Raw genomic sequence first — 21185 nt, 5'->3', positions numbered from 1 at the left:
ACTCGCGCGGGCGTAGCGTGAGGGCGGGAATCCGTGGCGGCGGCCAGCGGTTGAGGGCGAGCACACCCACGCGAGCACAACACCCGCCGAGCACACCCACCGAGCACGACCGCCCCGCACGCGAACACCCGCACCACCCCGACGAAGAGGAGCACCACCATGGCCACCGACTGGATCGCGCTGCAGGCCCTCGCGGCAGCCGAGTTCGGCCGCCGCGTCGCCGCCGTCACCGACTGGGACGCCTCGACCCCCGACTCCGAGTGGACCACCCGCGACCTCGTCCGCCACGTCGTGGACGAGCAGCGCTGGATCCCGAAGCTCCTCACGGGCTGCGACTACGCCCAGGCCGAGGCAGACCTCGAGGAGGTGGGCGACGACCTCCTCACCGAGTGGGAACGCTTCGCCACCGCCGCGACCGATGCCTGGCGGAACGCACCGCAGGACACGCCCGTGCACCTGCAGACCGACGTCGTCCCGGCCGCGCAGTACCTCACCGAGCAGACGAGCGACATCACGATCCACACGTGGGACCTCGCCCGGGCGACCGGATCGGACGAGCGACTCCCGGACGAACTCGTCCTGGCGGTGTGGGAGCACTTCGAGCCGCAGATCGAGGACCTCGCCGCGACCGGGCTGTACGCCGCGCCGGTCGACGTCGACGAGGACGCTCCGCTGCAGGTCCGCCTGCTCGCCGTCACAGGCCGCGATGCCAGAGTGAAGGCATGAGCGCAGCAGACGCAACCGCAAACGCCAGCAGCAGCACCGGCACCAGCAACGGCACGGGCACCGGCACCAGCACCAGCACCGGCACCGGCACCGTCCGACTCGGCGGCTCGGGCCTCCAGATCAGCAGCGTCGTCCTCGGCATGATGTCGTACGGCGACCCGGACCGCGGCGCCCACCCGTGGAGCGTCGACATCGACGCCGCCCGCCCGTTCGTCCGCCGCGCGTACGAGGCCGGCATCACGGCCTTCGACACCGCGAACGTGTACTCGGCGGGCAGCAGCGAGGAGATCACCGGCGAGCTCCTCAAGGAACTCGCCCCGCGCGAGGAGGTCCAGGTCTTCACGAAGGTCTTCAACCGGATGCGTCCGGGTCGGAACGGTGCGGGGCTGTCGCGGGCGGCGATCATGCACGAGATCGACGAGTCGCTGACCCGCCTCGGGACGGACTACGTGGACCTGTACCAGATCCACCGGTTCGACCCGGAGACGCCGGTCGAGGAGACGATGGAGGCGCTGCACGACGTCGTGAAGGCCGGCAAGGCGCGCTACATCGGCGCGAGCAGCATGTGGGCGTGGCAGTTCGCCGAGATGCAGCACGTCGCGGAACGGCACGGCTGGACGAAGTTCGTCAGCATGCAGGACCAGTACAACCTCCTCGAACGCGAGGAGGAGCGCGAGATGCACCCGTTCTGCGCCCACACCGGCGTCGGCGTCATCCCGTGGAGCCCGCTCGCCCGCGGCAAGCTGACCCGCCCCTGGGACGCGTCCGGCTCCGGCTCCCGTTCGGAGACCGACGAGTTCGGCAAGACGCTCTACCGTCAGGACGAGGACGCGAACCGCGCGATCGTCGACGCGGTGCAGGCCGTCGCCGACGAGCGCGGCGTCCCGATGGCGCAGATCGCGCTGGCCTGGGTCGCCGGCAAGGACGCGGTGTCCGCACCGATCGTGGGTGCGACGAAGGAGCACCACATCGACGACGCCGTGGCCGCGTCGGCGATCACGCTCACGGCCGACGAGGTGACGCGGCTCGAGTCCGCGTACACGCCCCGGGTGCCGTCGGGTTTCTGACGCACCCGGCTGACGGCCTGGAGGCGCGGCGCCAGCTGGCACCGCGCCTCCAGGCCGTCAGTGGTCGCGTCCACCGCTCGTGACGGCTACACGGTCGCACCCACGTCGCCGGATGCACGTCGTTCGTCGTCCCCGCGTCGGAGGCGCGCGATGCGCGTGAGCGCTGCGCGCTCCGTGCCGGGCTGGTGTCCGAGGACCGCGCCGATCCCGTCCATCACGAGTCCCGCGGTCCGCCGGACCGGGAACTCGACCGGGCCGACCGCCGGGGTCCGCAGGCCGAGCATCGAGCGGTGCCGGGGGTCGAGCGACGCGACCGCACCGTCGAACAGCGCACGGTAGCCGGGCCGGAGCAGGCGGGCGACCGGCGGGTTCTTGATGAACCGGACGACGTCCTTGGTGCGGGCGGTGACCGCGAGTTCGCCGCGGTCGAGGTACCCGTTCATCTGGGCGCGGAGCTCCGCGTCGGACTCGGGGGCGTCCTCGACGCCCATCAGCCGTCCGGCGATCGCCCACTCGCGGACGTAGGCGTCCGGGCCGCCGGGGATCGGCTCACCCCAGAGCTGCGCGCTCCGGAGGAAGGCGTCCGTGAAGGCGAGGTGCACCCAGCGGGCGAGGTCGACGTCGTTCGCCGCGTACGGCCGGGTGACCCCGTGTCCGTCGACGTACTCGCCGCGGACGCGCTCGTGCAGCTTCCGGACCCACTGACTGGCGCTCGTCGCCGCCGCGGTGTCGCCGTGCGAGACCGTGTAGATCCAGCGGATCGTGCCGGCGAGGCGACCGAACGGGTCCTCACGGTAGCGGGAGTGGTCGGCGACGCCTGCCAGTGCCCCGGGGTGGAGCGCCTGGACGAGGAGTGCACGGACGCCCGCGAGCGTGGTCTGCTTGCCGCCGTGCACGGACCAGGTGGCGGAGCCGGGGCCGAAGAACCCCGCGTCGGAGCCCTGTTCGAGCTCGTCGATCCACGCGGGGCGCTCGGTGGCGCCGCCGGTGAAGGTGTCGTTGAGGCGGGATCGGAAGGCGTCCGCGACGGAGGGCATGCCGCCATCGTCCGTCGTGCCCCTGACAACGCGCTCGGCATCGTGTGCACCGGGTGATCGGCGTCGCGAGCGATGACCGGTGTGCCGAGACCGCGACGCCTCCCAGCCGCTGCCCGGGCGGCCCGCTAGGTTGGGTGGCGTGAGCATCGACACGCCTCGTCCCTGGCTTGCCTCGTACGCCCCGGGGGTCCCGCACGACATCGAGGAGCCCACGGGTTCCCTCGCCGACATCGTGGAGGAGTCGGCCAGGCGCTTCCCGGGGAAGGTCGCGCTCGAGTTCTTCGGGCGGACGACCACCTACGCCGAGCTCGAGGAGCAGATCCTCCGTGCGGCGAACGGTCTCCGGAAACTCGGTGTCTCCGCCGGGGACCGGGTGGCGATCGTCCTGCCGAACTGCCCGCAGCACATCGTCGCGTTCTACGCGGTGCTCCGGCTCGGCGGGATCGTCGTCGAGCACAACCCGCTCTACACGCCGCGCGAACTCCGGCACCAGTTCGAGGACCACGGCGCGAAGGTCGCGATCGCGTGGGACAAGTCCGTCGCGACGCTGCAGGACTTCCCCGCCGACGTGGCGCTCGACGCGATCGTGTCGGTCGACCTCACCCGCGCAATGCCCCGCAGCACCCGGCTCGCCCTGGCCCTGCCGGTCGCCAAGGCGCGGGAGTCCCGCGCGAAGCTGACCACGAAGGTGCGCGGCACGGTCAAGTGGGACGACCTGGCGTCGACCCGGAAGCTGTCGAAGCGCCACCCGCGCCCCGGCACCGACGACATCGCGCTCATCCAGTACACATCCGGCACGACCGGTGTCCCGAAGGGTGCCGTCCTCAGCCACCGCAACCTGCTCGCGAACGCGACGCAGGCCCGCCTCTGGGTGCCGCAGATCCGCCGCGGCGACAACGTCGTCTACGCCGTGCTGCCGATGTTCCACGCGTACGGGCTCACGCTCTGCCTGACCTTCGCGATGAGCATGGCCTCGCGGCTCGTGCTGTTCCCGGCGTTCGATCCCGCCCTCGTCCTCAAGGCGATGCGGAAGCACCCGCCGACGTTCCTGCCGGCCGTCCCGCCGATCTACACCCGGCTGCAGCACGCGGCCGACTCGGCGGGGGTGTCGCTCGAGGGCATCGAGATCGGGATCTCCGGTGCGATGCCCCTCTCACAGGACGTCGTCGAACCGTGGGAGGCCCGGACCGGCGGCTACCTGGTCGAGGGCTACGGCCTGTCCGAGTGCTCCCCCGTGCTCATGGCGAACCCCGTCTCGCCGAACCGCCGGCTCGGCGCGATCGGCCTCCCGCTGTCCTCCACCGAGGCGCGCGTGGTGGACCCGGACGACGGCTCGAAGGTGCTCGGCACCGACGAGGCCGGCGAGCTGCAGGTGCGCGGTCCCCAGGTGTTCCGCGGGTACTGGGGCAAGGCCGAGGCGACCGACGAGGTCTTCACGCCCGACGGCTGGTTCCGCACCGGGGACATCGTGTCGATCGACGCCGACGGGTACGTCAAGATCGTCGACCGGCTCAAGGAGCTCATCATCACCGGCGGGTTCAACGTCTCGCCGTCCGAGGTCGAGGACGCCCTCCTGAAGCACCCCAGCGTCCGCGAGGTCGCGGTGGTCGGGATCACCCAGGCCGGCAACGAGCAGGTCGTCGCCGCGGTCGTCCCGAAGGACCCGGGGACCTTCGACCCCGAGGCGCTCCGGGCATGGTCGCGCGAGCAGCTGGCGGCGTACAAGGTGCCGCGTCGGGTCGTCGTGGTCGAGGACCTCCCCCGCTCGATGATCGGCAAGGTGCTGCGGCGGAAGGTGCGCGACCAGATCCTCGGCGAGTAGCGAGTAGCGAGTAGCGAGTAGCGCGCGAGCAGCGAGCAGCGAGCAGCGAGCAGCGAGCAGCGAGCAGCGAGCAGCGAGCCCGGACTACCGCCGCCCGCGCCCGGGCACCGCCAGCACCGCCAGCCCGACGACCACCAGCCCGATGCCGACCCAGCCGACCACACCGAGGTGCTCCCCCACCACCACGACGGCGAGCACCGCGGCCACGACGGGCTCGAACAGCGACAGCAGCGTCGCGACCGAGGCGCTGACGCTCCGCAGCCCGACGGCGTACAGCGAGTGCCCGAGCACCGTCGGCACGAGCGCCAGGTACAGGAACACCGGCCAGTGCGCGGCGACCCCGAGGAACTGGTGGCCCCCGACGACGGCGAGCACCACGAGCGGGAGCGCAGCGAGCCCGAACACCGCGCCGACCACCCCGCGGCCGCCCGGTCGGTCCCGCGCGGCGATCTCGGCGCCCGGCCCTCCCGGGACGGACACGACCGATGCCTGCATCCCGCGCGCGACCGCCCACGAGTACAGCGCGTAGGTCAGTCCGGCGAGGAGCGCACTGCCGAGCCCGAGCGCCAGCGACCCCTCGGGACCGGATCCCTCGGACCGTGCCAGCGTCACGACGACCATGCCGACCACGCTCACCAGGGTGGCGACGACCCACCCGGGGGTGACGCGCCTCCTGTCCGACACCCACTCGACCAGGCCGGCGAAGACCGGCGACGACCCGATCGCGATCGTGGTGCCGAGCGCGACCCCCGCGTCGGCGAGCGCGGCGTAGAAGGCGACCGCGTAGACGACGAGCGACGCCGCGCCGAGGAGCACCCATCCACGGGTGGCGCGCCGAGCGATCGCCCGGGCTGTCCCGCGACCCGCGACGGCGGCGAGGACGAGGCCGCCGAGGCCGAACGTCACCGCGCCGAACACGAAGGCGGGGACGCCGGGGGCGAAGTGCGTCGCCGTCCCGGTGGTGCCCCACACGGCCGCCGCGACGACGACCGCGACGAGCCCGCCGACCGGCCTGGCCGCGCCGTCCGTCACGACACGTGCACGCTCGGGCGGCGGTTCACGTCGGGCTCGGCCTCACGGAGGACCTCGCGCGTCACCGGGGCGACGTCCCCCGCGCCGGTGAACACGAAGCGGATCGCGTTCCGGATCGGGCTGCCCTCGTTCCACTCGAAGTAGACGCTCGGGACGACGCCGGCGATGTCCCGGATCGCCAGGAGCGTCGACGCGATGGTGTTCGGAACGTTCCCGGAGCGGACCTTGAGCACGCGGAACCCGTGGATGACGTGGCCCTCGACGACCAGGTCCTCCTCGAAGTCGGAGGAGTCGGCCGGCAGCACCTCGAGGAACATCGTCGGCACCCGAGCCGGGATGCCCGAGTCGCGGCGCTCCTCGCGCCCCTTGGAACGGTACGCCGCGGCGGTGCCGGCTCCGGGCTCGTTGGCGATGATGCAGACCGAGCTGAACTGGTCGGCGTCGGCCTCGACGAACTGCCGGGCGGTGGCGTCCAGCTCGATCGACGACGCGCGGAGCTCGAACGAGCGCCGGACGCGCGAGATGAGCGACACGACCACGATCGCGACGATGAACACCGCGGCGATCCGGACGCCGTCGGGCCGCTCGATGACGTTCGCGATGGTGGTGTAGACGAACACGACCGAGATCACGCCGAACGCGATGGTCCGCTTCTTCTGCTGCTTCCGCCGCGCGGACAGCGTCACCGCGACCGCGGCGCTCGTGATGAGCACGAGCACGCCGGTGGCGTACGCGCCGCCCTGGGCGTCCACGTTGGCGTCGAAGATGATCGTGATCACGAACGCGATGAGCGTGAAGATGATGACGAGCGGCCGGGTGGCCCGCGCCCACTGCGGCGCCATGCCGTACCGCGGCAGGAAGCGTGGCACGAGGTTCAGCAGACCCGCCATCGCGCTCGCACCGGCGAACCACAGGATCGCCACGGTGGAGAAGTCGTAGACGGAGCCGAACACGCCGCCGAGGTACTCGTGCGCCAGGTACGCCAGGGCACGCCCGTTCGCGCCGCCGCCGGGCTGGAACTCGCGCTGCGGGATGAGGAACGTCGTGACGATCGACGACGTGATGAGGAACGTGCTCATGATGATCGCCGCGACCGTCAGCAGGCGCTTCGTCCCGCGGATCCGACCCTCGGGCCGCGCGCTCGTCTCGTCGGAGGCGTCGCCGCGCACCTGGGGCATCACGGCCACACCGGTCTCGAAGCCGGACAGACCGAGCGCGAGCTTCGGGAAGACGAGCAGCGCGATGCCGACCATCACGAGCGGGTTGCTGTGCTGCGCGGTCAGGCCACCCCACCAGTCGCTCGCCACCGTCGGGTGCTCGAACACGTGCCAGAGGGAGACCACGACGACGATCGCGTTGAGCGCCAGGAACACGCCGACGAGCACCACCGCGATGCCGATCGCCTCCTTGAAGCCGCGGAGGAACACGATGCCGAGCAGGAGCAGCAGCGCGAGCGTGAGCGGGACGGGGATCTCGGTGAACCAGTGCGGCGTGTACGGGTTCTCGGCGATGTGCGCCGTGGCGTCCGCCGCCGACAGGGTCATCGTGATCATGAAGTCCGTCACCGCGAACCCGAGCAGCACGAGCACGAACAGCTTGCCCGCCCACCAGGGCAGCAGCTTCTCGAGCATCATGATCGACCCGGCACCGCGGAAGCTGTCCTGCGCCACCCGACGGTAGACCGGCAGCGCCCCGAACAGGGTGACGAGCACGAGGACGATCGTGGCGATCGGCGACAGGAGCCCGGCGGCGAGGGCAGCGATGGCGGGCTGGTAGCCGAGGGTGGAGAAGTAGTCGACGCCGGTGAGGCACATCACGCGCCACCACGAGTGCGTCTTCTCGACCTCGACCTGGTGCGGTCCCTGGTGCGAGGCGCCCTGGTCGGCGCCGTGCAGCATCCAGCGGCGGACACGGGTGCTGCGGTCGAGGGATGGCTCGGTCGCGTCGTGTTCCGCGGCCCGCTCGGCGTCTGTCGCGGTCACGGAGTCGATCGTAAGCCGTCCGGGTGTCGCTGTGCTGCACCCGGACGGCGATCGGACCGGCCGGTGGCGTCACCCCCGCCGGGCGACGACGGCGGCGACACCCGCCACCACGAGCAGCACGCCCGCGGCGATGCACGCCCCGAGGAGCAGCGTGACCGGGTCGACCGAGAACCAGGGCAGCGCGCTCACCGCCATCGTCGCGGCGAACACCAGGAGCACGACACCCCAGAAGACGGTGCCGAACCGCGGCGAGCGGCGCGCACGGGCGGCGGGCACGGGGACCGCAGCGGGATCGGGACCAGCCGCCGGGGTGGTGGCGGCGGCAGCGGTCGTGGACGCAGGGTCCGGGATCGGGGTGGTCTCGTCGTTCGACATGGTCGCGTTCCTCACTGGTCGACGGGCACGGCGCGCGGGACGTCGACGCCCCCGCCGAGGACCCAGACGTGCACGGTCGTGGTGTCGGCGGCGCTCGCGGAGCGGGCCGCCCGGTTCTCGACGGTGGTGGTGCCGAGGAAGCCGCCCAGCCCGTCGTCGGAGTCGTCCCCCGGGTCGAGGTCGACGCCGTACCCGACGCCGCTCACCTCGACCCGCACCGGGGCGTCGGTCGGCAGCTGCACGGTGGCGCCGCCAGCACCGAGCCAGAGGTCCACCCGTCCGCCGCCGTCGGCCTCGTCGAGCGAGCGCAGGTCGAGCGTGGGGCCGCCGACGACCATCGCGTAGTCCCGTTCGGCGCCGCGGCCGACGTCGTCGACCCGCCAGGTGGTCCCGCCGATGACGCTCACCTGGGTCCCCGCGGGCAGCACGCCGGTGATGACGAGGGCGACGACACCGATGGTCGAGAAGAGCCCGAGTCCCCCGCTCTCGCGTCCCCGGATGCCGGCGACGATCGTCGCGACGGCGAGCACGGCGACCGCAGCGGCGATCCCGAGCAACGCGACGGGCAGGCCCGTCTGCTGGGCCCAGACCGCGACGAGGGCCCCCGCGACCAGCGCGAGTCCGAGACTCACCGCGACGAACCCGGCGCCGGGCTGGCGCTCCGCCCACCGTGCGCGCCGCTCCGCAGCGCGTTCCCGTTCGGCACGCATCCGCTCGACGTGCGCGCGGTGCCGGTCGGCAGGACTGGCCGTCGGGTTCCACTGCCAGGAGGCGCGCCCCGCGTCCGCCGTGGACCCTGCAGTTCCGGCCGTGCCGGCGCCCGGACCCGAGGCGGTGCCGTCCGCCGTCGACGGTGCGCGGGTGGCCGCGGGGTCGGTGCCATCGGGCCGGAGGGTGCCGCGGCGGGCGAGGACGACGGTCAGCCACACCACACCGCCGACGAGGGCGATGGTCCATGCGGTGCCGAGGGTGGCCGACAGCCAGTCGGGCATCCCCCACGCGACCGGGACGCCCTGCCACCAGATGCCCTGCACGGCCGGCACGAACGTCAGCACGACGAGGACGCCGATCGCGATGAGGGCGGGGTCGACCACGCCACGCAGCATGCGCTCCGCGTGGATGCGACCGGAGGAGTCCGGCAGGAGCGCCCACCCGGCGGCGTAGACGAGGAACACCGGGCCGCCGAGCAGGGCGACGACGAGCGCGACACCGCGCACGACGAGCGGGTCGAGTCCGGTCCGCTCGGCGACGGCGCCGCAGACGCCGGCGAGCCAGCGGTCGTCGGAACGCGTGACCTGGATGCCCCGGATCCAGTCGAAGAACCGTGTCGCCGACGCGGGGCCGCCGGTGTCCTGTTGTGTCATGTCGACCAGCATCGTGGCACCGTTGCCCCGCCACCATCGGGGTTCCCCCTGACCGGTCCCTGATCCCCACCCCCGCACCGGCCTCCGGGCACCCCCGAGGTGTCAGGATGGCCGCATGCCGACCGCCACGATGTCCCGCCCGGCCCTCCGGGTCGTCGGTGGCGTCTGCAGCGGGTTCGCCACGCACACCGGGCTGCCCGTCGGCGTCGTGCGGATCGCGGCCGTCGTGCTCGCGGCCTGCGGGGGCGCCGGGGTCCTCCTCTACGCGTGGCTCTGGGCGACGACCCCGAGCCAGGGTCTGGCGACCGCGGCACCCCTGAAGTCGATCCTGACCGAGCCCGCGGCGGACCGTGGAGCGGACGGCACCGAGGCCGGTCCGGACACCCGGTCCCACAGGGCTCCCGTCGTCGAGATCCTGCTCGGCATCGCGCTGCTGACGGCCGGAGGCGCGATGGTCGCCTCGCGACTCGGAGCCGAGGTCCCGTTGGAGGTCGTCGTGCCGGGCGTGGTCGTGGTCACCGGCGCTGCCCTCGCCTGGCGACAGTTCGACGCGCTCCGGAACGTCCGGACCACCGGCTCCTCGGGCCTCGTCGTCCGAGCACTCGGCGCACTCGTGCTCGTCGTGCTCGGCATCCTGCTCTTCTTCACCACGAGCAGCCGCCCGAACGTGTGGACCGTGCTCACCGCCGCGGTGGCTGTGCTGCTGGGGGTCGCCGTCGTCGTCGCACCCTGGGTCGTGCGCCTCGTCCGGGACCTCGCCGAGGAACGGGCAGCCCGCGTGCGCGACGTCGAGCGCGCCGAACTCGCCGCGCACCTGCACGACTCGGTGCTGCAGACCCTCGCGCTCATCCAGCAGCGCGCCGAACCGGGATCCGACGCCGCCCGGCTCGCGAGGGCGCAGGAACGGGAACTCCGGTCGTGGCTGTTCACCGAGCAGGCCGAGGCGCGAAGCGACCTCGGTGCGCGGCTCCGGGCGGCCGCCGCCGACATCGAGACCGAGTACCCGGTCCGCATCGAGGTGATCGCCATCGGCCCGGCCCGGTCCGACCTGCCCGAGGGCATCGTCGCCGCCGCCCGCGAGGCCATGCTCAACGCCGCACGCCACGCCGGTGGCACGATCAGCGTGTACGCCGAGACCGCGGCAGACCGGGTCGAGGTCAGCGTCGGCGACCGCGGGCCGGGGTTCGACGCCGACGCGATCCCGGACGGACGCTACGGCGTGCGCGAGTCGATCGTCGGCAGGATGCACCGACTCGGCGGCCGCGCCACCATCGGTCCGGGGCCGGGCCGCACCGGCACCGAGGTCCGGCTCACCCTGCCACTGCCGGACGACGCACCCCGGGCGGGAGCGCCCGCCGCGCCCGCGCCCACCGCGACCGCGCCCGCCACGCCCGCGCCCGCCGCGACCGCGCCCGCCTCGCCCGCCGACCGTCCCACCGAGGAGCACCCGTGACCGACGACGCCGCACCAACCACCGGACCCGAGGCGGCACCGCTGACGGTCGCCATCGTCGACGACCACTCCATCTTCCGAGCCGGCGTGCGTGCCGGACTGCCCACGGGCCTCCAGGTCGTCGGTGAGGCCGCGACGGTCGACGAAGCGGTCGCCCTCGTCGCCGCGACCGCTCCCCGTGTCGTGCTCCTCGACGTGCACCTGCCGGGCGGTGCCGGAGGCGGCGGTGCCGAGGTGATCACGCGTGCCGCTCCCGACCACCCGGAGACGCGCTTCCTCGCGCTGAGCGTGTCCGACGCCGCCGACGACGTCGTCCGGGTCATCCGGGCGGGGGCGCGGGGCTACATCACGAAGAGCTCGTCGGGGTCGGACGTCGCCGAGGCGGTCCGACGCGTCGCCGACGGGGACGCGGTGTTCTCGCCACGCCTGGCCGGGTTCGTGCTCGATGCCTTCGGGGCGGTGAGCGGGGAGACGGCCCAGGTCGACACCGAGCTCGACCGCTTGTCCGTCCGGGAGCAGGAGGTCATGCGCCTCATCGCGCGCGGGTACGCGTACAAGGAGGTCGCGGCCGACCTGTTCATCTCGGTAAAGACCGTCGAGACCCACGTGTCGAAGGTGCTGCGGAAGCTGCAGCTGTCGAACCGGCACGAGCTGACGGCGTGGGCGCTCCAGCGGAAACTGCTCTGAGCACCCACGCCCCCACTGCTACTTGGCGCTGATCCGCATGTACTTGTTGACGGACCAGGGCACGAACACCACGAGCATCACCGCGATCCCGATGAGCACGGTCGTGATCGGGTGCTGCATCGTCCAGATGTCCGGCACCGGCGCCGAGCCGACGTTGCCGAACAGTTCGCGCGCCGCCTGCACGAGCGACGACACCGGGTTCCACTCGGCGAACACGCGCAGCACCAGCGGCAGGGTGTCGCTCGGCACGAACGCGTTCGAGACGAAGGTCAGCGGGAACAGGATCATGAACGAGGCGTTGTTGATCACCTCGGGCGTCTTCACGCTCATCCCGAGCAGGGCCATCACCCAGCTGAACGCGTAGCTGAAGAGCAGCAGCAGCCCGACGCCGGCGAGGAACTCCACCGGCGACGAGTTCACCCGCCACCCGACCGCGAGCCCGGTGAGCATCATGATCGCCATCGAGATCCCGTTGAGCACGAGGTCGGAGTTCGTCCGCCCGACGAGCACCGCGGACGCCGACATCGGGAGTGTGCGGAACCGGTCGATCAGCCCCTCCTTGAGGTCCTGCGCCATCGCCGACCCCGAGAAGGTCGCCCCGAAGACGACGGTCTGGGCGAAGATGCCCGCCATCAGGAACTGCGTGTAGTCGGTACCCTGCACCTGGATCGCGCCGCCGTAGACCTGGCTGAACAGCAGGACGAACATGATCGGCTGCAGGACCGCGAACACGAGCATGTCCGGCGACCGCTTGATCTTGATGAGGTTCCGCTTGGTGACGGTCCAGCCGTCTTCGAACCAGACCGCGGCGGGCGAGGTGACGACGACGGGGAGCTGCCGGCCGAGCGCCGTGCTGGTGGTGGTCGTGGCGGTCATCGTGCCGCCTCCTTCTGCTTCGCACGCCCGGACCCCGGCGATCCGTCGGCCTGGTCGTCGTCATCGGTGGCGGCGTGCCCGGTGAGCCGGAGGAACACGTCGTCGAGGGTGGGGCGACGCATGCCGGCGTCGTGCAGCTCGATGCCCGCTTCGCCGAGATCGGCGAGGACCTGCTGCAGGGCGTGCGGGCCGGCCTCGACCGCGACGGCCCGGGTGCGTCCGTCGCCGGAGACCTCGACCTCGCCGACCCCGGAGCGGCGGAGCACGGTGGTGGCCGCGTCGCCGTCGGACTCGTCGACCAGGGTCACCACGACGCGGTGGCCGCCGACCTGGGCCTTCAGGTGGTCGGACGTGCCCTCGGCGATGACCTTCCCGCCGTCGATCACCGCGATGTCGTCGGCGAGCTGGTCCGCTTCCTCGAGGTACTGGGTGGTGAGGAGCACCGTCGTGCCTCCTGCCACGAGGTCCTCGATGATGCTCCACAACGCCAGGCGACTGCGCGGGTCGAGCCCGGTGGTCGGTTCGTCGAGGAACAGCACGCGGGGGTTCATCACGAGCGCCCCGGCCAGGTCGATCCGCCGACGCATGCCGCCGGAGAACCCCTTCACCGGACGGTCGCCCGCTTCGGACAGGTCGAACACGTCGATCAGCTCGCGTGCCCGCTGCCGGGCCGTCCGGTGACCGAGGTGGTAGAGCCGCCCGATCATCTCGAGGTTCTCGAACCCGGTGAGGTTCTCGTCGACCGCGGCGTACTGCCCGGACACCCCGATCGAGCGACGGGTGGCCTGGGGCTCCGCGACGACGTCGATCCCGTTGATCGTCGCCGTGCCGGTGTCGGGTGTGATCAGGGTCGTGAGGACCTTCACCACCGTGGTCTTGCCGGCGCCGTTCGGACCGAGCAGGGCCTTGACGGTGCCCTGCGGCACCGAGAGGTCGAGCCCGGCGAGGGCGTGTACCGGACCGGACTTCGACCGGTAGGTCTTGGTCAGCCCGGATGCTTCGATGATGGCCATGGCGCTCCCTTGTCGACCACGAAACATATCAGTAGGTCGGTGAGAGCGATGACGCGCTACACGTCGAAGTCACCACCGAAGTCGCCGAAGCCACCGCCGAAGTCGGATCCGCCGTCGCCCCAGCCCGCACTGTCGAACCCGCCGCCGTCGGCAGCACCACCATCGGAGCCACCGCCGTCACCGGAGTCGCCACCAGTGTCCTCCGAACCACCGTCACCCGCAGCGTCGGTACCGCCATCGAACGATCCGGGGTCGGGCAGGAAGGCGCTCATGATCGCCGAACCGATCACGTACCCGGCCACGGTGCCGAGGATCGAGGCGCCGATCATGCTGCCGAACGACGGGCCCTGCCGCTGCCCGAAGCCGCCACCCTGGGCACCGAAGGCACCGCGGCCGCCGCCGACCCCGCCGAGCGAGCGCTCCATGAAGCCGGGCTGCCGGATCTCGGAGCGGGTCGCCGCCTGGGCGAGGGAGCGCGGGTCGTCACCGCGCGGGGCCTCACCGGCGGGGGCGGTGCGGGTGAACTCGTCGTAGACCATCCGGCGCTGCTCGGGCGTCAGGGTCGCGAACGCCTCGGCGTGGACCTCCTCGATGCGCTCGGGCGGTGCCGTCCGGAGCAGGTAGCGGTACCGCTCGACCGCGCGCTCGTCGTCGGACGGAGCACCACCCGCCGGCGCACCGGCACCCCACTGTGGCGCCCCGGACTGCGGTGCGCCGTACTGCGGTGCCCCGTACTCCGACGCTCCGTACCCGGGAGCAGGAGCCTGCGCGGGCTGGTGGTACGACTGCTGGCCGTACTGGTACCCCTGCTGCTGCGGCGACTGGGGCTGCTGCGGCTGCCCCCACTGGTTCTGCCCGGCGGCCCCGCGGTCGCGATCCGGACGTCCGAGCAGGCGGTCGAGGAATCCCATGGTCGTGCTCCTTCGGGTGCGCGGACCGCCCGGACGGGCGGACCGTGGACTGCCACCCTAGGGAGCGCCGACGACCGCTGACTGAGCGCCCGCACAGAGTCACCCGAGAGCGCCCGGGGCAGGATGGCAGCGTGACGACCGACCTCGACGAGCTCCGACGACTGCGCCGTGCCCGCAGCCGGATGGACCGCGCGTACGCCGAGCCGCTCGACGTGCCGTCCCTCGCGGCCGCCGCGTTCATGTCGACGGCGCACTTCAGCCGCCGGTTCCGCGCCGCGTACGGCGAGACCCCGTACGCCTACCTGATGACGCGGCGGATCGAGCGGGCACAGGCGCTGTTCCGGAGCACCGACCTCAGCGTGACCGAGGTCTGCATGGCCGTCGGTGCCACGAGTCTCGGGTCGTTCTCATCGCGGTTCACCGAGCTGGTCGGGATGACGCCGTCGGAGTACCGCGTCGCCGACCACGACGACCTCGCCGGCATCTGGAGCTGTCACACGATGGTGCTCACCCGGCCCGCTGCAGCCGTCCGTCCGGGTCGAGCAGTATCGGAGAAGCGCGAGGCCGACGCGCCGTCCTAGTGTCGCTGCCATGACGATCCAGATCAGTGGCGTGCACGTGCTCGCCGACGACATCGACGCCGCCGTCGCCTTCTACGGGGACGTGCTCGGCTTCACCGTCCGCAACACCGTCGAGAACGGCGGGTTCCGCTGGGTGACCCTGGCGAGCGAGGACCACCCGGACCTCGAGCTCGTCCTGTCCGAACCGCACGCGGGCCGCTCGCAGGAGGACGGCGACGCGATCGCCGCGCTCCTCGCGAAGGGCAGCCTGTCGATGCTCCAGCTCCGGGTCGGGGACCTCGACGCGACCTTCGGGCGCATCGCGGCGAGCCCCAACGCCGAGGTCCTGCAGGAACCCACCGACCAGTTCTGGGGCGTCCGCGACGCGGCCGTCCGCGACCCCGCGGGCAACACGGTGCGGATCGCACAGGCCTGACGGACGCGCGCCCCCACCGGACGGACGGGAGGCGCGTGGCGACCCCGCCACGCGCCTCCCGTCCTCCCGCGGCGGCGCTCAACCCGCGGCGAGCGCCGCCGTCCACACCGCGTGCAGCTCGTCGGCGGCACCCGGGTGCGCCACGAGGAACGGCTCCCCCACCGGCGGGAAACCCTCCACCGGCCCGGTGCGGGTGAGCACGATGCCCCCGGCCTCGTGGACGAGCAGCACGGCCGCACCGTGGTCGACCGGGTTGAACGCCGACACGCAGCCGCCGATCCCCCGTCCGGCCGCGACCTGCGCGATCGTCAGCGTGCCGGAGCCCTGCACCCGCAGCGTGCAGGATCGGTCCGCCAGCGCGTCGAGGAACGCCCCGAAGCCGGGCCACGGCCGGTGTCCGTCGAGCTCGGTGCCGACGACGGCGCCGGCGAGCGGCCGGGGCGCGTCGTCGAGCTGGAGTGCTCGGTCCCGGAGCGTCGCGCCCCGGCCGCGGCGTGCCTCGAGCACCTCACCGCGCCAGGGGTCCGCGACGACGCCGACGAGGGGCCGGCCGCCGCGCGTGAGGCAGAGTGACACCGAGGTCCACGGCACGCCGTTCGCCAGGTTCGTCGTGCCGTCGACGGGGTCGAGGTACCAGCGGTGCCGGTCGCCGGGTGCGTCCCCGTACTCCTCGCCGGTGAACCCGTGCGTCGGGAACACCATCCGGACCCGTGAGCGGACGTGCTGCTCGACGAGCCGGTCGACGTCCGTGACGAGGTCCGCCGGGTGCGCCTTGGTGGTGACCTCGCTGACCGGGTGCTCGCGGGTGAAGGCGATCACCTCGTGGGCGATGCGGTGCGCCAGGGCCTGCGCGCGCGAGGCGACCTCGGTCTCGGTCGGCTCCCGGTCGCGCTCGGGCCACCCGTCGCGCTCGGCGGCGGCGAGTGCGGCGTGGACCGCGGCGACGTCGTTCGTGGTGATCGAGTCGACGCCGAGCCGGGCCGCCCAGACGGCGGGTTCGCCGGCGTCCACGGTCCACACGGCGACCTGCAGCCCGAGGGCGTGCGCGGCCTCGACGGTGCGCGGGGTGAGAAACGCGATGTCCAGGTTGAGCGTCGACGGGCTCAGGTCGACGAGGTCGGCGGCGGTCGGGGGGTCGAGCGACTCCCACGCGAGCCAGACGTCCGCGTCCGGCAGCTCGGACCGCACCGCGGCCATCGCGACCGGCGCACCGCACCAGGCGACGGCCGTCGAGCCGTGGAACCCGGCGACGGTCCGGGCGGCGACGATCGCGTCCTCGGGGTCGGTCAGGTCGATGAGGAGTGCCGACCGGCAGCCGTCGAGCCGTTCGAGCGCCGCGTCGAGGCGCGGGATCCGGTCGAGGCCGTTCCCGAGTCGGGCGACGTCGCACCAGGCGACGTCGGACACCCGGCGGGCGTCGCCCCACAGCCGTCCGAGGGTCTCGTCGTGGAGCAAGACCGCGACGCCGTCGGCGGTGCGCCGGACGTCGACCTCGATCGTCTCCGCGCCGAGTGCCTCGGCGACCGCGACGGCGGGCAGTGTGTTCTCGCGCCGGACCCGCGGCGCACCGCGGTGGGCGACGAGGCGGGGCGGACGCGCACCGTGCCTCCAGGCCGTGTCCGCGCTGGACGGGGCGGACGCGACCGGCACGACCTGCGTCTCCGCGCTCATCGGCCCGCGCCGATCAGCACGTCGCCGCGGTAGACGAGGACGTCGCCGATCCGGACACCGGTCTCGGTGCCGACCACCGGTGGCACGCCGGTCACGAACGCGCGGATCTCCGCGCCGTCCGCGGCGAGCACCACCTCGGCGAAGTGCCCGCGCATCAGGACCCGTGCAACGGTCGCCCGCAGGGGCGAGTCGTCGACGAGCGTCACCTGCTCCGGGCGGACGAGCACCTCGTCGGCGTCGGTGATCCGGGCGGTGACGGCGCTCCGGAACCGGCCGTCGACGCGGCTCGTCGACCCGATGAACGAGGCCACGAACCGGGTCGCGGGCCGGGCGTAGAGCTCGGCCGGCGCGGCGATCTGCTCGATCCGTCCGTCGTGCATCACGGCGATGCGGTCCGAGACGCTGAGGGCCTCGTCCTGGTCGTGCGTGACGATGACGGTCGTGATGCCGAGGCGCTGCTGGATGCGGCGGATCTCGTCGCGGACGCTCACCCGGAGCTTCGCGTCGAGGTTCGACAGGGGCTCGTCGAGGAGCAGCACGTCCGGCTCCTGCACGATCGCACGGGCGAGCGCGACACGCTGCTGCTCACCGCCCGAGATCGCGGTCGGCTTCGACGTCGCGTGGTGCGTCAGGCCGACGAGTTCGAGCGCGGCGCGCACCCGCTCGGTGACCTGCGCCTTCGGCACCCGGCGCGTGCGGAGCGGGAACGACACGTTCTGCGTGACCGTCATGTGCGGCCAGAGCGCGTAGTTCTGGAACACCATCGCGCTCGGACGGCGCTCCGGGCCGAGCGTCGTGACGTCGCGGTCCCCCATCGTCACGGCGCCGCCGTCGGCCGCGAGGAACCCAGCCACCATGCGCAGCGTCGTCGTCTTCCCGCAGCCGGACGGGCCGAGCAGCGAGACCAGCTCGCCCTTCGCGACGTCGAGGTCGATGCCGGCGACGACGTCGCGGCCGCCGAGGGTCTTGCGGAGTCCGCGGACGGTCAGGCCGCCGGTGGGGCTCGCCGGGGTCGCGGTGGTCGCGCTGGTCGCCGTGGTCGCGGTGGTCGCGGCGTCGTCGGCCTGGAGGCGCGGGGTGCGTCCCCGGGCCAGGGTTGCGTCCGTCATCTGGTCGCCTTTCGTGGTGGTCGTGTCGCCGGGGTGCGTCATCGGATCTGGAAACCGTCCGCGAGACGGCCGCCCATGATGTGCTTCCGCGCGAGAAGGAGGAGGACGACCGACGGGATGCTCAGCGCGATCGCGAAGACCGCCGAGACCTGGCGCGGGGAGTTGAGGACCAGCGAGTACATCGCGGTCGGCATGGTCATGTAGGTCGGAGCACCGACGAGGTACGTGCCCTGCGCCTCGTCGAAGGACGCGAGGAACGACATCACCATCGCCACGAGGATCCCCGGCCAGGCGATCGGGAACGTGACCCTCCAGAACGTGCGCCAGCGGCTCGCCCCGGCGTCGCGGGCCGCTTCCTCGAGGGACCGCGGCACGGCGGAGAACGCTGCGGCGGGCAACCACGTCATGAAGACGACGCAACCGAGGACGTGGACGATGAGGATGCCGGTCACCGTGTTCATGAGGTCCAGCGCCGTGAACATCGCAGACATCGTCACGAACAGGCCCATCTTCGGGAAGGCGTTCGTCGCGAACAGGCCGACGAGCACGAGCCGGCGGCCCGGGAACTCGATGCGGCTGATCGCCCACGCGGCCGGCAGGCACACCACCGCGGCGATGAGGACGGTGAGCGGCGCGAGGACGAGGGAGTTCTGCACGGCGACGCCGAGCGACCGGTCCTCGAACACGGTCCCCCACCACTGGAAGGTCCAGCCGTCGGGCAGCAGGTTCGGGTACGTCCACGTGGTCGCGAACGCCCGCACCGCGAGCCAGGCCAGCGGCCCGATGACGAACACGGCGAGGACGATGGCCGTCGCCCAGACCAGGACGTTCCCGGAGACGCGCTTGATCACTGCTGCACCTGCTTCTGCTTCTCGAGCTCGCCGGCGTTCGCACGGACCGTCGAGCGGAGGTAGAACACGCTCGCGGCGGCGGCGAAGGCGAAGACGATGAAGGCCATCGCGGTCGACTGCTGCGGGCGGTTGTAGGCCTGGAAGTACTTCGAGATGTCGACACCGAGCATCGTCGGCGCGTTCGGACCGGTGAAGTACGGCACCGTGAACGACCCGAGCACCCCGATCACGGTGAACGTCGTGGCGATCACGAGCGGCGTCTTCGCCATCGGCAGGAGGACCTCCCAGACGACCCGCCAGGTGCTCGCGCCCGCGTCCTTCGCCGCCTCGATGAGGGCATCCGGGGTGCCCTGCAGCGCCCCGGCGATCATCAGCACCGCGAACGGCATGCTCGTCCACACGCTGCCGAACACGACCGCGACGAGCGTGTAGCCCCACACCGGGACGTCCACGCCGAACTGGGCGCCGAGACTCCGGAGGAAGCCCTGCGCGTCCGTGAACGTCAGGATCGACCAGCTCGCGATGACGACCGGGACGAAGAGCGGCACCACGGCCAGCACGCTGAGCGTCTTGCCGAGGAACCCGCCGCGGAGCCGGAGGATCACGGCCACCGCGACGGCGAGCGCCACGGTCAGGCCGGTCGACAGCGCCGTCACGCCGAGCGTCGCCACGAGGTCGCGGAGGAACGTCGGGTTCCCGAGCAGCGTGCCGTACACCGCGAACGAGAAGCCGCGCACCGTCTCGCCGCCGATGTCGGCGAGGGCCTCGTTCAGGCCGCCGGTGAACCCGAGGCTGAACAGGGCGGCGTTGACCACGGGGACGCCGACGAACAGCACGACGACGAGGACCGGGGCGGCGACGAGCGCGATGCCCTGCCAGCGCCGACGGCGGTCGAGCCGCTCCTGGGAGGTGGGCCGACCGGCCGACCGGGACGTGCCCTGGACCGGCGACGGGACGGGCGGGAGGCCCGTGGCGGAGTCGCCACGGGCCTCCCGGTCGGTGAGCTGCGTCACTGCGGGACCTTCGCGTCCCACGCCGCGTTCATGTCCGCGGCGAAGTCGCTCTGGAACCCCAGGCGGAGCTTCGACGGGTTCGCGTCCGCGAACTGCTCCGCGACCGACTTCGGCAGGGAGTCGAGCGGGATGACCGGGTAGCCGGACACGGCGCTCGCGACGAGCTGCTGCCCCGTCGAGCTGAGGACGAAGTCGGCGAGCTTCTCGGCCGCTTCCTTCTTGGCCTTCGGCTCCGTCTTCGGGATGCCGAGGAAGCTCGCACTGCCGGTGAACGACGGGTCGTCGATCTGCACGGCCTTCACGGTCTTCGGGATCACGCCGGTCTTCTGCGAGGTGATGAACTGGTCGCTCCACACCGGCGCCATCGCGATCTGACCGCTGCCGAGCAGCTGCACGACCTGGTCGTTGCCGTTCGGGTAGACGCCCTTCTGGTACGTCGACGGGCCGAGGTCCTTGAGCTCCTGGAAGCCCTTGTCCCACTTCGACTCGAGGGACTTGTCGTAGCGGGTCTGCATCGCCTTCTGCTCCGACGCCGACAGGTACTTCGCGAGGACCGTGGCGACGAACGAACCGCCGGAACCGCCCGACGACGGCGAGTTGTAGGCGAACTCACCCGGGTTGTCCTTGATCCACGCGAGCAGGTCGTCGAGCGTCTTCGGGGCGTCCGTGACCTTCTTCGAGTCGTACGCGAGGAGCACGCTCGAGGCACGGTACGGGATCGCACTGTCGCCGCCCTGCTCCTTCGTGGCCTCCGGGACGTCCTTGAGGTTCGGGATGCTGCTGTCGCTGACCTTCGCCATCAGGCCGGCCTTGCCCGCGGTCGTGACGAAGCCGGCGTCGACGAGGTCGTACGCCACGCTCTTGCCGGCCTTGACCGCAGTGGCGAGGTTCGCCTGGGTCTGGGCGTCGTGCTCGCCGTGGAGGTCGATGCTCGTGGCGACCCTGATGCTCGGGTTCGCCTTCTCGAAGGCGGGGATGAGCGACTTCTCCCAGAGGTCCTGGACGTTGGTGTCGCCGCTGATGAACACGGTGAGGCTCGTGGTGCCGCCGGACTTGCCGTTGCTGCCGTTGCTGCCGGCGTCGTCGGCGTTCGAGGCGTTGGCGCTCTGCACGCAGCCGGACAGTGCGACGGTCGCGGCTGCGGCGATCGCGAGGCCGGCGAGGGCTCGGGTCTTCACGTCGATGGTCTCCCTGGTTCGTG

The 21185-nt window shown here is 72.3% G+C and carries 20 protein-coding genes; 7 read left to right on the top strand and 13 right to left on the bottom strand.

What is annotated here, in order from left to right:
• Positions 1-159: 159 nt before the first annotated feature.
• Positions 160-726: a TIGR03086 family metal-binding protein gene (locus tag BLT36_RS08070; RefSeq protein WP_092093781.1), complete on the top strand. Its 567-nt coding sequence runs from the start codon at positions 160-162 to the stop codon at positions 724-726.
• A 140-nt stretch (positions 727-866) separates the two neighbouring features.
• Positions 867-1793, top strand: a complete 927-nt coding sequence (locus BLT36_RS08065; protein ID WP_254787522.1) for an aldo/keto reductase — start codon at positions 867-869, stop codon at positions 1791-1793.
• 86 nt (positions 1794-1879) lie between these two features.
• Here BLT36_RS08065 and BLT36_RS08060 read toward each other — a convergent pair whose 3' ends face one another.
• On the bottom strand, positions 1880-2830 hold the full coding sequence (locus tag BLT36_RS08060; protein ID WP_092093775.1) for an oxygenase MpaB family protein: 951 nt from the start codon (positions 2828-2830) through the stop codon (positions 1880-1882).
• A 139-nt stretch (positions 2831-2969) separates the two neighbouring features.
• Between BLT36_RS08060 and BLT36_RS08055 the strand changes: the two genes are divergently transcribed.
• Positions 2970-4652 carry a long-chain-fatty-acid--CoA ligase gene (locus tag BLT36_RS08055; RefSeq protein WP_092093773.1) on the top strand — a complete coding sequence of 561 codons (1683 nt, stop codon included), beginning with the start codon at positions 2970-2972 and terminating at the stop codon, positions 4650-4652.
• A gap of 84 nt (positions 4653-4736) precedes the next feature.
• On the opposite strand, the gene BLT36_RS08050 is transcribed toward BLT36_RS08055, so the two are convergent.
• The 4 genes from BLT36_RS08050 to BLT36_RS08035 all read right to left on the bottom strand — a co-directional run bounded on the left by BLT36_RS08050 (position 4737) and on the right by BLT36_RS08035 (position 9405).
• On the bottom strand, positions 4737-5684 hold the full coding sequence (locus BLT36_RS08050; protein ID WP_092093770.1) for an EamA family transporter: 948 nt from the start codon (positions 5682-5684) through the stop codon (positions 4737-4739).
• On the bottom strand, positions 5681-7666 hold the full coding sequence (locus BLT36_RS08045; protein WP_092093768.1) for an APC family permease: 1986 nt from the start codon (positions 7664-7666) through the stop codon (positions 5681-5683). Before BLT36_RS08045 ends, BLT36_RS08050 begins: the two co-directional genes overlap by 4 nt.
• Positions 7667-7735: 69 nt before the next feature.
• Positions 7736-8041: a hypothetical protein gene (locus BLT36_RS08040; protein WP_092093765.1), complete on the bottom strand. Its 306-nt coding sequence runs from the start codon at positions 8039-8041 to the stop codon at positions 7736-7738.
• Between the two features lie 11 nt (positions 8042-8052).
• Positions 8053-9405 carry a PspC domain-containing protein gene (locus BLT36_RS08035; protein WP_175529543.1) on the bottom strand — a complete coding sequence of 451 codons (1353 nt, stop codon included), beginning with the start codon at positions 9403-9405 and terminating at the stop codon, positions 8053-8055.
• A gap of 115 nt (positions 9406-9520) precedes the next feature.
• Between BLT36_RS08035 and BLT36_RS08030 the strand changes: the two genes are divergently transcribed.
• Together BLT36_RS08030 and BLT36_RS08025 are read left to right on the top strand one after the other, a co-directional pair.
• On the top strand, positions 9521-10858 hold the full coding sequence (locus BLT36_RS08030) for an ATP-binding protein (RefSeq protein WP_092093760.1): 1338 nt from the start codon (positions 9521-9523) through the stop codon (positions 10856-10858).
• Positions 10855-11544 carry a LuxR C-terminal-related transcriptional regulator gene (locus tag BLT36_RS08025; RefSeq protein ID WP_092093757.1) on the top strand — a complete coding sequence of 230 codons (690 nt, stop codon included), beginning with the start codon at positions 10855-10857 and terminating at the stop codon, positions 11542-11544. The genes BLT36_RS08030 and BLT36_RS08025 overlap by 4 nt, the downstream gene beginning before the upstream one ends.
• Before the next feature lie 18 nt (positions 11545-11562).
• On the opposite strand, the gene BLT36_RS08020 is transcribed toward BLT36_RS08025, so the two are convergent.
• Genes BLT36_RS08020 through BLT36_RS08010 form a run of 3 tightly spaced genes read right to left on the bottom strand, consistent with a single transcriptional unit; the run spans position 11563 to position 14344 of the window.
• Complete coding sequence (locus BLT36_RS08020; RefSeq protein ID WP_092093755.1) at positions 11563-12420, bottom strand: ABC transporter permease; 858 nt, start codon at positions 12418-12420, stop codon at positions 11563-11565.
• Positions 12417-13433 (bottom strand): ATP-binding cassette domain-containing protein, encoded by a 1017-nt coding sequence (locus BLT36_RS08015; protein WP_092093752.1) that lies wholly within the window; start codon positions 13431-13433, stop codon positions 12417-12419. Before BLT36_RS08015 ends, BLT36_RS08020 begins: the two co-directional genes overlap by 4 nt.
• A 56-nt stretch (positions 13434-13489) precedes the next feature.
• Positions 13490-14344 carry a hypothetical protein gene (locus BLT36_RS08010; protein WP_254787439.1) on the bottom strand — a complete coding sequence of 285 codons (855 nt, stop codon included), beginning with the start codon at positions 14342-14344 and terminating at the stop codon, positions 13490-13492.
• A gap of 182 nt (positions 14345-14526) precedes the next feature.
• Here BLT36_RS08010 and BLT36_RS08005 point away from each other — a divergent pair, with 182 nt between their 5' ends.
• Positions 14527-14925: a helix-turn-helix transcriptional regulator gene (locus BLT36_RS08005; RefSeq protein ID WP_092094493.1), complete on the top strand. Its 399-nt coding sequence runs from the start codon at positions 14527-14529 to the stop codon at positions 14923-14925.
• A 10-nt stretch (positions 14926-14935) separates the two neighbouring features.
• Positions 14936-15340 carry a VOC family protein gene (locus tag BLT36_RS08000; RefSeq protein WP_092093750.1) on the top strand — a complete coding sequence of 135 codons (405 nt, stop codon included), beginning with the start codon at positions 14936-14938 and terminating at the stop codon, positions 15338-15340.
• Positions 15341-15418: 78 nt separating this feature from the next.
• On the opposite strand, the gene BLT36_RS07995 is transcribed toward BLT36_RS08000, so the two are convergent.
• The 5 genes from BLT36_RS07995 to BLT36_RS07975 are packed head-to-tail and all read right to left on the bottom strand — an operon-like array spanning position 15419 to position 21162.
• A complete protein-coding gene (locus tag BLT36_RS07995; protein ID WP_092093747.1) occupies positions 15419-17011 on the bottom strand; it encodes an inositol monophosphatase family protein in 1593 nt (530 codons plus the stop codon).
• A complete protein-coding gene (locus BLT36_RS07990) occupies positions 17008-18120 on the bottom strand; it encodes an ABC transporter ATP-binding protein (protein ID WP_092094491.1) in 1113 nt (370 codons plus the stop codon). The genes BLT36_RS07995 and BLT36_RS07990 overlap by 4 nt, the downstream gene beginning before the upstream one ends.
• 38 nt (positions 18121-18158) lie before the next feature.
• Complete coding sequence (locus BLT36_RS07985) at positions 18159-18971, bottom strand: ABC transporter permease (protein ID WP_092093744.1); 813 nt, start codon at positions 18969-18971, stop codon at positions 18159-18161.
• Positions 18968-19984 carry an ABC transporter permease gene (locus BLT36_RS07980; protein WP_254787437.1) on the bottom strand — a complete coding sequence of 339 codons (1017 nt, stop codon included), beginning with the start codon at positions 19982-19984 and terminating at the stop codon, positions 18968-18970. Before BLT36_RS07980 ends, BLT36_RS07985 begins: the two co-directional genes overlap by 4 nt.
• Complete coding sequence (locus BLT36_RS07975) at positions 19981-21162, bottom strand: extracellular solute-binding protein (RefSeq protein WP_092093739.1); 1182 nt, start codon at positions 21160-21162, stop codon at positions 19981-19983. Before BLT36_RS07975 ends, BLT36_RS07980 begins: the two co-directional genes overlap by 4 nt.
• Positions 21163-21185 lie beyond the last annotated feature (23 nt).

Origin of the sequence: Curtobacterium sp. UNCCL20, assembly GCF_900101675.1 — a bacterium.
GTDB lineage: Bacteria > Actinomycetota > Actinomycetes > Actinomycetales > Microbacteriaceae > Curtobacterium.
Note: the sequence above shows the minus strand (reverse complement) of the source record. Positions and strands in the feature narration are given on the sequence as shown.